The 13497-nt window shown below is 64.4% G+C and carries 13 protein-coding genes; 1 reads left to right on the forward strand and 12 read right to left on the reverse strand.

Annotated features, from left to right (window positions below; translation table 11 throughout):
• From WCB02_RS40340 to rimP, 4 genes are all read right to left on the reverse strand, one after another.
• Nucleotides 1-372, reverse strand: a 372-nt coding sequence (locus tag WCB02_RS40340) for a translation initiation factor IF-2 associated domain-containing protein (protein ID WP_423968184.1), incomplete at its 3' end; no start/stop codon positions are given.
• Nucleotides 373-440: 68 nt separating this feature from the next.
• Nucleotides 441-1130: an RNA-binding protein gene (locus tag WCB02_RS40345; protein ID WP_423968186.1), complete on the reverse strand. Its 690-nt coding sequence runs from the start codon at nt 1128-1130 to the stop codon at nt 441-443.
• Between the two features lie 39 nt (nt 1131-1169).
• Nucleotides 1170-2780 carry a transcription termination factor NusA gene (gene nusA, locus WCB02_RS40350; RefSeq protein ID WP_423968189.1) on the reverse strand — a complete coding sequence of 537 codons (1611 nt, stop codon included), beginning with the start codon at nt 2778-2780 and terminating at the stop codon, nt 1170-1172.
• Nucleotides 2781-2794: 14 nt separating this feature from the next.
• On the reverse strand, nt 2795-3574 hold the full coding sequence (gene rimP, locus WCB02_RS40355; RefSeq protein WP_423968191.1) for a ribosome maturation factor RimP: 780 nt from the start codon (nt 3572-3574) through the stop codon (nt 2795-2797).
• 388 nt (nt 3575-3962) lie between these two features.
• Here rimP and WCB02_RS40360 point away from each other — a divergent pair, with 388 nt between their 5' ends.
• A complete protein-coding gene (locus tag WCB02_RS40360; RefSeq protein WP_423968193.1) occupies nt 3963-5045 on the forward strand; it encodes a DUF2336 domain-containing protein in 1083 nt (360 codons plus the stop codon).
• Between the two features lie 8 nt (nt 5046-5053).
• On the opposite strand, the gene WCB02_RS40365 is transcribed toward WCB02_RS40360, so the two are convergent.
• The 8 genes from WCB02_RS40365 to miaB all read right to left on the reverse strand — a co-directional run.
• On the reverse strand, nt 5054-5788 hold the full coding sequence (locus WCB02_RS40365) for a tRNA (guanine(46)-N(7))-methyltransferase TrmB (RefSeq protein ID WP_423968195.1): 735 nt from the start codon (nt 5786-5788) through the stop codon (nt 5054-5056).
• Nucleotides 5785-6921, reverse strand: a complete 1137-nt coding sequence (locus tag WCB02_RS40370) for a M20 family metallopeptidase (RefSeq protein ID WP_423968197.1) — start codon at nt 6919-6921, stop codon at nt 5785-5787. The genes WCB02_RS40365 and WCB02_RS40370 overlap by 4 nt, the downstream gene beginning before the upstream one ends.
• Nucleotides 6922-7043: 122 nt before the next feature.
• Complete coding sequence (locus WCB02_RS40375; protein ID WP_423968199.1) at nt 7044-7460, reverse strand: helix-turn-helix domain-containing protein; 417 nt, start codon at nt 7458-7460, stop codon at nt 7044-7046.
• A gap of 260 nt (nt 7461-7720) precedes the next feature.
• Nucleotides 7721-9409 carry an apolipoprotein N-acyltransferase gene (lnt, locus tag WCB02_RS40380; protein ID WP_423968202.1) on the reverse strand — a complete coding sequence of 563 codons (1689 nt, stop codon included), beginning with the start codon at nt 9407-9409 and terminating at the stop codon, nt 7721-7723.
• Nucleotides 9409-10530: a hemolysin family protein gene (locus tag WCB02_RS40385; RefSeq protein ID WP_423968205.1), complete on the reverse strand. Its 1122-nt coding sequence runs from the start codon at nt 10528-10530 to the stop codon at nt 9409-9411. The genes lnt and WCB02_RS40385 overlap by 1 nt, the downstream gene beginning before the upstream one ends.
• A gap of 1 nt (nt 10531) precedes the next feature.
• A complete protein-coding gene (gene ybeY / locus WCB02_RS40390; RefSeq protein ID WP_423968212.1) occupies nt 10532-11041 on the reverse strand; it encodes an rRNA maturation RNase YbeY in 510 nt (169 codons plus the stop codon).
• Nucleotides 11042-11093: 52 nt separating this feature from the next.
• Nucleotides 11094-12176 (reverse strand): PhoH family protein, encoded by a 1083-nt coding sequence (locus tag WCB02_RS40395; RefSeq protein WP_423968207.1) that lies wholly within the window; start codon nt 12174-12176, stop codon nt 11094-11096.
• Nucleotides 12177-12180: 4 nt separating this feature from the next.
• Nucleotides 12181-13497, reverse strand: a 1317-nt coding sequence (gene miaB, locus WCB02_RS40400; RefSeq protein WP_423968209.1) for a tRNA (N6-isopentenyl adenosine(37)-C2)-methylthiotransferase MiaB, incomplete at its 5' end; no start/stop codon positions are given.

Here is a 13497-nt window from a genome sequence, read left to right on the forward strand (position 1 = left end):
CTCTTCGACCTCGCGGACCCTGGCGTCGGCCAGCGCACTGACGCGCGCGGCGTGTTCGTCCTCGGTCAGCGTGCGCAGTACGACGCCGGACGCATTGCGCGACTGCGACGGCTGCAGACCGCCTGAGCGGGGCGATTGCTTGGGCGGCGCCGGCTTGCTGACCGCGGCTGCCACCGGTTCCGGAGCCGCGTGCGGGGCTTCCATGCCATCGGCGCCAACACGGCGCTTGCCGCGCTTCTCCACCACCACCTGCTTGGTCCGGCCATGGGGAAAGCTCTGGCGCACAGTTCCCGTCTCGACGCGCGGCTTGAGCGTCAAGGTCTTGCTCGGCACACTCAGTTTCTTGTCGCCGGGCGTATTCTTATCGGGCATTCAGTCGTCCTAATCTTGGGGTGCGCAGGCGCACCGTCGTTTGATGCAAGTAGCTTTATTTCTGTTCTTTATTTCGAATTCCTGGCCGCGCTTCCGGCAATCTTGTCAGCGCCATCCAGCCGGTATCGGACCAGGGTCTGGCTGCGCGACAGGAATGTCCTGCCCGCCGAGCCCGCGAGCAGGGCAGCATGTACCACATTTGACCGGTGAAGTGCCAAATCCAATTCTGTCGATGTCAGCCCGGAGACGATCAGAAACCCCGGCGTTTCGTCCCTATTCCCGGCATTTTGCCGGGCAAGGGCATCCAATTTGCGGATTCCGTCCGCCGCACCGTCCGCCGCATGGATCAGCGCCTGGATCGCTTTCCGGCCCGGGCGCTCCTTGAGCGCGGCCTCGACCTGGCTGAAACCGGAGATCACCAGTCCGGCCTTGGCGGCGATCGCAAGCGCCTCGACCGCACTGCGTGCCAGAAGGTTCTCGATATCCGCTGCAAAGTCCGGAGCGACGCGCACGTCGCGCTTGAAGCCTCTGCCGAAATGGTTACGCCGCACCGCTTCCGCAACCGCCTGACGCGACGCCTGGACCCACAATCCGCGCCCCGGCAGCTTGCGCTTCAGGTCGGCGACGACCTCGCCCGTGGGGGCGAGGACAAACCGGATCAGTTCATCGATCGGACGCACCTCGCGGCTGACCGCGCACATCCGCATCGTCGCGGACTTTTCGGTCCGCGGTCCGTTGTCGAGATCTGGGTCAGCCATGTCTGGATCAGCGACGGCAAGCATGCGTGCGGCATCTCCTTACGCCGTATGTTCTGCGGCCGGCTCGGGGGCTTCGCTCGGCTTGGCGAGATCGGCCTCCTTGATCCAGCCGGCCTTGACGCGGGCCTGCATGATCATCGCCTCGGCATCATCGCGCGACAGTTCAAGACCATCGAGGATGCCGGCGTGCTTGGTCTGCTCGCCGCCATCCTTGCGTTCGGTCCAGCCCACCAGGTCGTCGGTGGCGCAGCCGGCCAGATCATCGACCGTCTTGATGTCGTTCTCGCCGAGCTTCACCAGCATCTTCGAGCTCACGCCCGGCACCGTCTTCACGGCATCCTCGACGCCGAGCTGCTTGCGCTTGCTTTCGAGCTCGCCTTCGAGCTGCTCGAGATATTCTTTCGCCCGGTTCTGCAATTCCATCGCGGTTTCCTCGTCAAATCCCTCGATCCCCGCCAATTCCTTGGCATCCACCAGCGCCAGCTCCTCGACCGAGGTGAAGCCTTCCGACGCGAGCAATTGGCCGACGACCTCGTCGACGTTGAGCGCTTCCATGAACACCCGTGTGGAGTTCTCGAAATCGGCCTGGCGGCGCTCCGATTCTTCCTGTTCGGTGAGAATGTCGATGTCCCAGCCGGTCAGCTGCGAGGCGAGACGCACATTCTGACCGCGCCGGCCGATCGCCAGCGAGAGCTGATTGTTGGTATCGGGAACCACGACCTCGATGCGTTCGCGGTCTTCGTCGATCACGACCTTGGCGACCTCGGCCGGCGCCAGCGCGTTGACGACGAAGGTCGCGATGTCCGGCGACCATGGGATGATGTCGATCTTCTCGCCCTGCAGTTCGTTGACCACGGCCTGCACCCGCGAGCCGCGCATGCCGACGCAGGCGCCGACCGGATCGACCGAGGAATCGCGGGAGATCACGCCGATCTTGGCGCGCGAGCCGGGATCACGCGCCACCGCCTTGATCTCGACGATGCCGTCATAGATCTCAGGAACTTCCTGAGCGAACAGTTTGGCCATGAATTGCGGATGGGTGCGGGACAGGAAGATCTGCGGTCCGCGGGTCTCGCGGCGCACGTCGAAAATATAGGCGCGGACACGGTCGCCGTTGCGGAATACCTCGCGGGGCAGCATTTCGTCGCGGCGGATGATGGCTTCACCGCGGCCGAGATCGACGATGACGCTGCCATATTCCACGCGCTTGACGATGCCGTTGACGATATCGCCGATACGATCCTTGAACTCCTGATATTGCCGGTCGCGCTCGGCCTCGCGCACCTTCTGCACGATCACCTGCTTGGCCGATTGCGCCGCAATACGGCCATATTCCAGCGGCGGCAAGGTATCGGCGATGGTGTCGCCGATCTGGGCGCCCGGATTGGCGCGGCGGGCATCGTCCAGCGAAATCTGGTTGGCGGAATTCTCGACCTTGTCGACCACCAACATGTGGCGCGACAGCCGCAATTCGCCTTTTTTGGCATCGATCTCGGCGTGAACATCGGTTTCGCTGCCGTAACGCGCGCGGGCGGCCTTGGCGATGGCGTCTTCCATCGCCGCGATCACGATACCGCGGTCGATCGACTTCTCGCGGGCAACCGCGTCGGCGATCTGCAGCAGTTCGAGTTTGTTGGCGCTGACGGCCATGGCTTTGGTCTCCGTTAGATCGAATCGTTGTCGTCCCTGCGCGCGCTGTCGGCGGCGAGGCGGTGTCGTTTGGTATTTTTCGGGGCCGGCTTGTTGGCCGGCTGCGCTTTGATCGGGGTTGATTTCGCCGGTCTCGATTTCGGCGCGTGGCTTTTCGCGTGCGGCGCATGCGGCAGCTCGGGCCCCGGATCGCGCTTTGGGCCGCGCTTCAGCTCACGCTCGGCGGCCTTGCCGCGGCGCATCGATTCCGCGATCAAGTCGTCGGTCAGCACCAGCCTTGCTTCGGCGATCTCTTCCATCACCAGCAGCACCTCGGCATCCTCGCCGGCCGGCGCATCGTCGCGATGCAGCCGCACGGTATCGCCTGCGACGCCGCCGAGGATCCCACGGAAGCGCTTGCGGCCCTGATGTGGAACCGCCATCTCGATCTTGATGAGATGACCGGTAAAGCGCATGAAGTCGGAACGCCGGACCAGCGGTCTGTCGATACCGGGCGAGGAAATCTCCAGCCGATAGGCGCGATCGATCGGGTCGGCGATATCGAGCACCGGCGACAGCGCCCGCGACGCCGCCTCGCAATCGTCGATCAGCATCGTTCCGTCCGGCCGTTCCGCCATGATCTGGACGGTGCAGCCGGCCTCGCCCGAGATCCTGATCCGCACCAGCCGGTAGCCCATTTGCTGCAAGACCGGGCCGGCGACCGCCGCCACCCGGGCCGCGACGCCCGGTTCCGTGACCAGGCGCGGCTCGGCCAGCAGTTCGGCCTCCGGAAAACCCTGAATTGGATCAGTCATGTGCAGCGTCAAATTCGGTGGTTCGCTCTAACTTGCATGGGTTGGCCGGACCCTGCGCTGTCCCGGCTGGGTTACCCGAAGCGGGCCGCGCCATCGAGCTCGCGCCCGGCCTCGTTCAGGTAATAAAAAAGAGCGGGTCCGGAAGGGCCCACTCTCAATACGCGATTGTATGAGATACCGAAAGTTATAGCCCATATAGCGCTTTTCCGACCATGCGGCAAGGGCCGCGAGATCAAACGCGCCGATTTTACGCCATTTTGACAGCGCGGCCTTGTGGCTTTTGGCTAACCCTTCCTTCACCAAGCCGAGCTAAAGTGGTGGAAACTCACCCGGGTTGCGGGGGGCCGTTCGGGCAGAGTGGTGTCGTGTTGCGTTTTGAGCAGGTTCGATGGCAGGCGCCGCGTCGCTGATCCCCGGGCTCGATGAGATCGTCAAACACGGCGATCCCGAACGCCGTGCCGAAGCCGCGCGCCGCATCGCCGACCTGTTTCTGCAGGATGCCGCGCGCTTGCGGCCCGAGCACGTCGATCTGTTCGACGGGATCCTGATCGACCTCGTTCCCCATACCGCAACCTCAGCCCGGGCCGAACTGGCCGAGCGGCTATCGCCGCTCGCCAACGCCCCGCGCACACTGATCGTCCAGTTCGCGCGCGAGAATGAAATCACGGTGGCCGCGCCGGTGCTGCGCCGTTCGCCCGTCATCGACGAAGAGGTTCTGCTCGACATCGCGCGCGCCAAGGGCCAGGGCCATCTGCTGGCGATGACCGAGCGACCGACCCTGTCGGCCGATCTCACCGACGTCATCATGGACCGTGGCGATCGCAACGTGGTACGGCGCGCCGCCGGCAATGCCGGCGCGCTGTTCTCCGACAACGGCTATTCCGAGCTGATCAGGCGCGCCGGCCAGGACGGTGTGCTGACGCTCGCGGTGGGCAAGCGGGCCGATCTCTCCGGCGCGCGATTGAAGGACTTGCTGGCGGGGTCGCTCGACGTGGTGCGCCGGCGGCTGTTCGACGTGGTCGGGCCCGATCGGCAGGCGGCCATCAAGCTGGCGATGAGCGGGATGACGGGCGTGCCCGAACTGGTCGAGGGCAAGCGCGACTTCATCGCGGCGCAGCGCACCATCCTGGCGCTGCATCGCGCAGGCGAGCTCAATGAAAGCGCGCTGTTGGGCTTTGCCAAGACCCACAGGTATGAGGAATCGATCGCCGCGCTGGCGGCGATGTCGGGGGTAAAGATCGCAACCCTCGATCGCCTGATCTCGGGCGATCGCTACGATCCGATCCTGATCGTCGGCAAGATGATCGGGCTGGAATGGGCCACGGTACGCGCGCTGATCCTGCTTCGGCTGGGCAAGAACCGGGTGCCGGCACCGGCCGATATCGAGAGCGCGCGGGTGAATTTCGCCCGCTTGATGCCTTCGACCGCCGAGCGCGTGATCGGTTTCTGGAAAACCCGCCAGTCGGCGTGACGTGAGAGTCAGCCGGCCTTCCGAAACCGCAGATACGTGGCGCGGCGGCCTTCGCGTTCGGCTTTGCGGCCGTAGCGCGTCATGGTGTAGCCGGGCCATGGCAGCCGCCAGTCATCGGCGCGTTCGGCCGTCCAGGCGAAATCATTCGAACGCATCAGGTGCCACAGCGTCCAGGCGCAGTAGTCGTCGATGTCGCTGACGAAGCGAAATTCGCCTTCCGGCGTCAGCACGCGCGCCATCGCCGTGACCGTCGCCTCCTGCACGAAACGCCGCTTCCAGTGCCGTCGCTTCGGCCAGGGATCGGGATGGATCAGGTCGACCCTTGCAAGCGAATGCGCCGGCAGCCAGGGCAGCAATTCAGCCGCGTCGCCGGCGAACAAGCGTATATTGCCGATGTTGCTGGCCTCGATCCGGCTGAGGATCTTCGCCATGCCATTGACATAGGGCTCGCAGCCGATGAAGCCGGTAGCGGGGAAGGCCTGCGCCTCGGCGATCAGATGTTCGCCGCCGCCGAAACCGATCTCTAGTCTGAACGCGCCAAACTTTGCACCGAACGATTGGGCGAGCTCGGTTGGCGAAGATGTGCTGATGTCGAGCGCGAGCTGCGGCAGCAGACGATCGATCAGATCGGTCTGATGGGCGCGGAGCTTGTGTCCCTTGCGGCGACCGAAGAATGAACCGTGCCCCGCAACCGCGCCACCATGCGAAGCATCGTCATCGGCGCCGCCCGCCGGCGCGCTCATCGCAGCGTCTGATAGAGGCGATGCAGCAGTCGCGCCCGCGGTTCGATCGAGGAGATGTAGAGCTGCTCATAATGGGTATGCGCGCCCTTGCCGTCGACGCCGAGGCCGTCGAGGGTCGCGGTGTGCGCCGCGGTGAAGTTGCCGTCCGAGCCGCCGCCGGTGAAGGTGTCGACGAGATCGAAGCCGATTTCGGCCGCGAGGTGCCTGGCATGCTCGAACAACGCCGCGCCGGCATTGCCCTTCTCGTAGGGCGGCCGGTTCAGTTCGCCGGTCACGGTGACGCTGACGCCGTCGGTCCGCGATTTCACATCGAGGATCCTGGCGACGAGATCGGAGGCGTCGGCCATGGTCGGCACCCGAAGGTCGACCTCGGCGGAGGCCTCCTCCGCGATGACGTTCGGCCGGGTACCGCCCTTGACCACGCCGACATTGACGGTGATGCCGCGCTTCAGATCGTTCATGGATTCCAGCGTGGCAATGACGTTGGCGAGTTCGCGTATCGCGCTGCGGCCGTCTTCGGGCCGGGTGCCGGCATGGGCGGGCTGCCCCTTGATGTTAACCTCGAACCGTCCGACACCCTTGCGTCCGGTCACTATTTTGCCGCCATCGCGGGCCGGCTCCGTCACCAGCACATATTTCGCCTGCGATCCCTCGGCCTCGATCAAGGCGCGCGACGTCGGACTGCCGATCTCCTCGTCGGATACGTAGAGCTGGGTGACGCCGAGCGGCGAGCGTTCGGCTCCGGTGCAAAGCTGGCGGAAGGCGTGGTAGGCGAGGTAGGCGCCGCCCTTCATGTCGTAGATGCCGGGGCCAAAGGCGCTGTCGCCTTCGATCCGGAACGGCAGACGCTTGATGAACCCGATCGGATGCACCGTATCGAGATGACTCAGGACCAGGATGCCGGGTGCATCCCGGCCCCAGGATGATCGCGCCACGAGATGGTCGCCGCAGCCTTTGGTTCCCGCAACGCGCTGCACCGTCGCCGGCAGGTCGTGATAGAGATCGGCGACCAGGCTCGCCAGCCTGTTGACCTGCTCGGGCGCTTCCGTCGGCGTCTCGAGCTCGACCCATTCGCGGATGCCACCTAGAATGGTTCTAGAATCGAACGGGTTGGTGGTGGCTTCGATCGGCATATGGTCGTGTTGTCCGGATAGGCGCTCGGCTTGACGGCGCCTTCGGGGCGCGACTGATCTCGCCCCGAGCCCGATCACATAGGCCAGATTTGGAAGTCCTTCAAACCAAAACGGTGGAGTCTCTAGGGCTTTTCGGGCGCTTCGCGCGCCGCGATCTGTTCGACCAGATCGACGATGCTGCGCCTGAGCTTGGCGTCGTTGATTCGCGTGAACGCGCGCGTGAGCGCCAAACCTTCGGACGTCGCCAGAAAGTCGGATACGTAAGTCGGTGAGGCTCCCTCGCTGAAGCCGTCCGGGCTCGTCGTGCCGGTCGGGCCTCCTTCGAACAGGAAGGACACCGGAACCTGCAGAACCTCGGAGATCTGCTGGATGCGGCTGGCGCCGACCCGGTTGGTCCCCTTCTCGTATTTCTGAATCTGCTGGAACGTGAGGCCTAGAGCCTCACCGAGCTTCTCCTGGCTCATGCCCAGCATTATGCGGCGCATCCGCACCCGACTGCCGACATATTTGTCAACAGGGTTCGGGGCTTTAGTCGACATCTCCACCACTCCCACTCCTTGTGATCAAGCGTCGGTAGATGCAGACGAGGTCAACCGTACCTCCGACGCCAACACCGTCAAATCTTGCTCGGAGATTGGGGAAGATTGCAGACAATTTGAGCAACGAACTGACTGGACCGTACTTGGTTCCGACACAATGCGAATTGCGGTATCGATCTGTCAACAGCCGGATATTCGTCTGATGAATTTTTCTAGTGAAATTCGAAAACTGAACATGAATCTGCAGGCGCAATTTGCGTTCATCGCAGAATTTGCTTCGCGATGCGGCGTCGAATGACGAATATCAGGGCAACAACTACCAGCGCCGCTGCTGGAATGTCGCCGTAGCGTGCGTAGAAGGTCGGTCGAATCGCTGACGGCAATCTGGAATCCAGCACCCCCTCGACGCCGAGATCGAGATGCGCGATGATTCGTCCCATTGGATCGACGACAGCCGAAACGCCTGTATTTGCCGCGCGAACCAACGGCAGGCCTTGCTCGATGGCACGCATGCGCGCCTGCTGCAGATGCTGATAGGGGCCGGTTGAAATCCCGAACCAGCCGTCATTGGTCAGGTTGACGATCCAACCCGGACGATCGTCTCTGCTCGCAGCATCGCCGGGAAAGATCGCCTCATAGCAGATCAAGGGCAGCGCACGTGGCGCGTTCGGGATCGGCAGCGTGCGCCGTATCGTGCCGGGAATGAATCCGCCCTGAAGCTTGGTCAGTTGCTCAAGGCCCGCCCGCTCCATCAATTCCTGTAATGGCAGATATTCACCAAATGGTACTAAATGCAACTTGTCGTAGAGCGACAACACGCTGCCCTCGTGGTCGAAGACATAAATGGAGTTATAAGCGCGCGTTATGCGGGTGCCCGGCGGTTGATCGGGCGCGCGCACGGAGCCGGTGATCAGAACCGTGCCTTGCGGCAGGAAATTCGCGATCTCGGCCATCACATCGGCTTCGCGAGTCAGGAAAAACGGAAACGCCGATTCCGGCCAGATCAAGATGCTGGCGTCGCGGACGCCGGTGGATTGCGGACCAGAGGACCGATCGGACAGCGCAAGGTAGCGCTGCATCACCTCCGCCTTGGCGGAGTAATTGAATTTGACGTCCTGCTGCAGATTGGGCTGCATGATCCGCAGCTTGACATTGTCGACGATCCCGGTCGGATGCCGCGACAGCCGCACCACACCGAAAGTTCCCATTGCGATCAGCAACAGCACCGCGGTCGCGGGTGCGATCCAACGCTTGTCGATCCAAGTCTTGTCGATCCAAGTCACTTGGATCCAAGTCTCTTGGATCCAAGTCTCTTGGATCCAAGTCTTGCGTCCGCGCGAACTGCCGTCGATCAGCACCGCCGGGCTGGCGAAAATGGCCACGCTCAGAAAAGTCAGGCCCCACAATCCGATCAGCGATGCCGCCTGTGCCAGCGCCAGCGGCTCGGACAGGGCGTAGCCGAACGTGTTCCAGGGAAAGCCCGTGAGCACCCTGCCGCGCAGCCATTCGCTGACCGTCAGGCTGACGGCGAGCGCAATGATGCGCGACGCGTCGCGGGTCCACAGCAGCCGGGCCAGCGCGAAGCCGAGCGCGGTAAACAAAGCCAGATAGATCGGCAGCCCCAGCACGGCGAACGGCAGCAGCCACGCGAAGGTCGAGGCGTCGACCAGGAAGGCGTAGCCGATCCAGTAGAGGCCCGGCACGAAATAGCCGAGGCCGAACCACCAGCCTGCCAGCGCCGCGGCCGGCACGCCACGCCATCGTCCGGCGCCTGCGCCGTCAATTAGCCAGACCGCGACCGGAAAGGTCAGAAACAGCACCGGCCAGGCGTTGAAGGGCGCCATCGCCAGCACCGACAGTGCACCGGCGGCAAACGCGATGGCGGCTCGCTTCCAACCCCAGGACAGAATGATCGCAAGGCCGGCGGCGCGAAGTCTGTTGGCGATCATCACTGTGGGCCGGTTCCCTCGCCGGGCGGCGGACCGAGATTGTCGTTCGCCTGGATCTGGCTGGCTTCGCCGGCCTGCGGTTCACGGCGGCGGCCCTCGCGCTGGGCGCGTGGCGCCGGGCGCTCCTTTCGCGTGGTGATGCGCAGCCGCTTCACCCGTCGCGGGTCGGCGTCGAGCACCTCGACCTCGAAATTGCCGGGACCGGAAATCACCTCGCCGCGCACCGGCAGGCGGCCGACCTGGCTCACCAGATAGCCGCCGAGCGTCTGCACCTCCTCGCCGGCTTCCCCGGTGACGAACTCTTCGCCGATCACGGCGCGGACATCGTCGAGGCTGGCGCGGGCGTCGGCAATGAAGGAGTTGTCGGCCTGCCGAACGATCGCCGGCGGCTCGTCGCTGTCGTGTTCGTCGTCGATCTCGCCGACGATCTGCTCGACCAGATTCTCGATCGAGACCAGCCCGTCGGTGCCGCCATATTCGTCGACCACCAGCGCCAGGTGGATGCGCGAAGCCTGCATCTGCGCCAGCAGATCCATCGCGCGCATCGACGGCGGCACGTAAAGCAGTTTCCGGATGATGCTGGCTTGCGACAAAGGCAGCGTGAGATCGACTGCGCGCAGATCGAGGCCCGCCGGCAAGGGCTTCCTGCGTTTCGGCTTGGCTGCCTGCGGTACGCGCGCCTTCGCGGTCATGAATGCCAGCAGGTCGCGGATGTGAACCATGCCTTCGGGATCGTCGAGGGTTTCGTTGTAGACCACGAGACGGGAATGCGCCGCGCGCTCGAACAGGTCCATCAGCTCGCCGAGCGAAATGTCGTGCTTGACCGCGACGATGTCGGCGCGGTGCACCATGACGTCGGCGATGCGCCGTTCATGCAGGCCCAGGATGTTCCGCAGCATCGTGCGCTCAACCGCGGTAAAGCCAGCCTCATCGGGTGTTGAAGCATCGAGCACGACCTGCAGATCGTCACGGACCGATCCCGCCTTCCAGCCGAACAGGGTCCGGATCGCGCGGATCAGCCAGCTGTCGGACGTTGGGCGCGCGGTTCCGCCGGGCGGCACCACCGCGGGCAGGTTGTGCGGGTTGCGCGGATTGTCGTGGATCGGTTCGGAGTCCACCATCTCAATCCATCCCCTCCCTGTTCCCATAAGGGTCGGGAATTCCGAGTTGCGCCAGGATCTCCTGCTCGAGCGCTTCCATCGCGCCGGCGTCGGCATCGCTCTCGTGATCGTAGCCGATCAGGTGCAGGAAGCCATGGACCGCGAGATGGCTCAAGTGATGATCGAACGGCTTGCCTTCGTCATCGGCTTCCCTTCGCATCGTCTCATAGGCGATGGCGATATCGCCGAGCATGTGCGGCGCGTCGTCGTCGGAGCGGGCGCCGGTCGGCTGCAGCGCCGGAAACGACAGCACGTTGGTCGGCTTGTCGATGCCGCGCCAGTTGCCGTTCAGCGTGCGAATGCCGGCGTCGTCGGTCAGCATGATCGCGAGGTCGGCGCCGGCGACATCGGCATCGACGTTCCCGGCGGCAGCCGTGATCGCACGCTGGATCACGGCTTCCGCATCCGGCTCGTTTCGCCAGCAATCGGCGGCGACGAGGACCTCGGTCATGGGACTGTTCGAGTGTGGCATCGTCGTTGGAAGTTTTGCATCCAGCGCGCCGGTCGGCGCGAGCGTCTTCACGTCATTTGCCGGCCACGGACTTGTCGGGCGCAGATTTGCCGGCCGCGGGCTTTTGCGGCGATCCCTCGTAGGCCGCGACGATCCGGGCGACCAATTCGTGGCGGATCACGTCTTCGGCGGTGAATCTCACCTGCGCGATGCCCTCGACGCCGTCGAGCAGTTTCGCGGCTTCCGCAAGTCCCGACGTCTGGCCGTTCGGCAGGTCGACCTGCGAGGGATCGCCGGTGATGATCATGCGGCTGTTCTCGCCGAGCCTGGTCAGGAACATCTTCATCTGCATGGACGTGGTGTTTTGCGCCTCGTCCAGGATGATGGCGGCGTTGGTCAGCGTCCGGCCGCGCATGAAGGCGAGCGGCGCGATCTCGATCTCGCCGGTCTGCAGCGCGCGCTCGACGATTCTTGCATCCATCAGGTCGTACAGCGCGTCGTAGATCGGCCTGAGGTAGGGATCGACCTTCTCGCGGAGATCGCCGGGCAGGAAGCCGAGCCGTTCGCCGGCCTCGACCGCCGGCCGCGACAGGATGATGCGATCGACTTCCTTGCGCTCGAACAATTGGGCGGCCTGCGCCACCGCAAGCCAGGTCTTGCCGGTGCCGGCGGGGCCGATGCCGAACACCAGTTCATGGCGCTTGAGCGCGTGGATATAGGAATCCTGCGCCGCGGTGCGCGCCCGCACCGGCCGCTTGCGCAGATTGATCAGCTCGAACGCCGACTTTGCCGACTTGGCATCGTATTCGAACAGCGAGCCTTGCGCGATCACGGCGCGTATCGCACCCTCGACATCGCCCTGCGCCAGATCGTGTCCCTGCGCGGCCTGTGCGTAGAGTGCTTCCAGCACGCGACGCCCCGCATCGCAGCCGTCGCGGGAGCCGGCGATGGTGATGTGGTTGCCGCGCGAATCCACCACGATGCCGAGCCGGCGCTCGATCAGCGCGAGATTCTGTCCATAAGGTCCGACCAGCGCCGAGGCGGCGCGATTGTCGTCGAAATCGATGACGACCTGCGTCTCGGGCGGGATCTGCATGTCGCGGTCAAGTTTGCGGCTGGGAACGAGCGAAGGCGAATCCGATGCGCTTTTGGGCAAGGGTTCAGGCTCCAATGGGCGTTTGAGAAAATGCGGATCCCGTCGCGCGTGGGGGCGCGGAGGCTGCAAGCCTGCCGAGCAGGCTGTAGCGCTCGAGGCTTTCGATCGTCACCGGCCTGACCTGTCCGACGATGTCGGGTGAGGCCATCACATGGGCCGGCTGCAGATAGGCGGTGCGGCCGACGAGCTGGCCGGGATTGCGCGCGGCGCGCTCGAACAGCACATCGAGGGTGGTGCCGATCGCAGCCTTGTTGAAGGCCGATTGCTGGCTGTCGATCAAGCCTTGAAGCCGCAGCAGTCGCTCGTCCATCTCAGCCAGTGACGCCATCTCCCGCATGTCCGCCGCGGGCGTGCCCGGTCGCGGCGAATATTTGAACGAATAAGCCGCAGCGTAACCGATTTGCATGACGAGCGCGAGGGTGGCGAGAAAATCCTGCTTGGTCTCGCCAGGAAAGCCGACGATAAAATCTGATGAAAATGCAATGTCTTGGCGTGCCGAACGGAAACGGTCGATGGCCGCGCGATAATCCCGAACGGTATGTTTGCGGTTCATGGCGGCCAGAATCCGGTCGGAACCGGATTGGACCGGCAGGTGCACGAACGGCATCAGCGCCGGCAGATCGCGGTGCGCCGCGATCAGGGACGCATCGACGTCCAGGGGATGGCTGGTCGAGTAACGCAGCCGCGCGACGCCGGGAAGCTCGGCCAGGCGGTGCAGCAGCCGGCCCAGCGACCAGGTCCGGCCATCCGGTCCCTCGCCGTGATAGGCGTTGACGTTCTGGCCGATCAGGGTGAGCTCGCATACGCCATTGTCGGTGAGCCGCTGCACGTCCTCGACGATTTTTGCCACTGGGCGCGACATCTCGCTGCCGCGCGTGTAAGGCACCACGCAGAAGGTGCAGAACTTGTCGCAGCCTTCCTGCACCGTCACGAAAGCGGAGATGCCGCGGGCGCGAATGGCGCCGGGTTCCGGCTGCGGCAGGACAGCAAATTTGTCTTCGGCCGGAAATTCGGTCTCGATCGCGCGGCCGTCATCCCGAGCGCGTGCGAGCAGTTGCGGCAGATGGTGATAGCTTTGCGGGCCGACCACGACGTCGACCACCGGGGCGCGGCGGATGATCTCTTCCCCCTCGGCCTGCGCGACGCAGCCGGCCACCGCGATCGTCATCTTGCGGCCCGCTTGCGCGGCCTCGTCCTTGGCGAGCCGCAGCCGGCCCAGTTCCGAATAGACCTTCTCGGAGGCCTTTTCGCGGATGTGGCAGGTGTTGAGGATCACGAGATCCGCGTCGTCCACCCGAGCAGTCTCGACAAAGCCTTCGCC

Source organism: Bradyrhizobium sp. (genome assembly GCF_049581145.1).
In the GTDB taxonomy this organism is placed as follows: domain Bacteria; phylum Pseudomonadota; class Alphaproteobacteria; order Rhizobiales; family Xanthobacteraceae; genus Bradyrhizobium.

Bases quoted from the DNA above. Each gene is read 5' to 3' on its own strand.
- WCB02_RS40345 (WP_423968186.1), bottom strand. From the start codon at position 1,130: ATGGCTGACCCAGATCTCGACAACGGACCGCGGACCGAAAAGTCCGCG.
- nusA (WP_423968189.1), bottom strand. From the start codon at position 2,780: ATGGCCGTCAGCGCCAACAAACTCGAACTGCTGCAGATCGCCGACGCG.
- rimP (WP_423968191.1), bottom strand. From the start codon at position 3,574: ATGACTGATCCAATTCAGGGTTTTCCGGAGGCCGAACTGCTGGCCGAG.
- WCB02_RS40360 (WP_423968193.1), top strand. From the start codon at position 3,963: ATGGCAGGCGCCGCGTCGCTGATCCCCGGGCTCGATGAGATCGTCAAA.
- WCB02_RS40365 (WP_423968195.1), bottom strand. From the start codon at position 5,788: ATGAGCGCGCCGGCGGGCGGCGCCGATGACGATGCTTCGCATGGTGGC.
- WCB02_RS40370 (WP_423968197.1), bottom strand. From the start codon at position 6,921: ATGCCGATCGAAGCCACCACCAACCCGTTCGATTCTAGAACCATTCTA.
- WCB02_RS40375 (WP_423968199.1), bottom strand. From the start codon at position 7,460: ATGTCGACTAAAGCCCCGAACCCTGTTGACAAATATGTCGGCAGTCGG.
- lnt (WP_423968202.1), bottom strand. From the start codon at position 9,409: ATGATCGCCAACAGACTTCGCGCCGCCGGCCTTGCGATCATTCTGTCC.
- WCB02_RS40385 (WP_423968205.1), bottom strand. From the start codon at position 10,530: ATGGTGGACTCCGAACCGATCCACGACAATCCGCGCAACCCGCACAAC.
- ybeY (WP_423968212.1), bottom strand. From the start codon at position 11,041: ATGCCACACTCGAACAGTCCCATGACCGAGGTCCTCGTCGCCGCCGAT.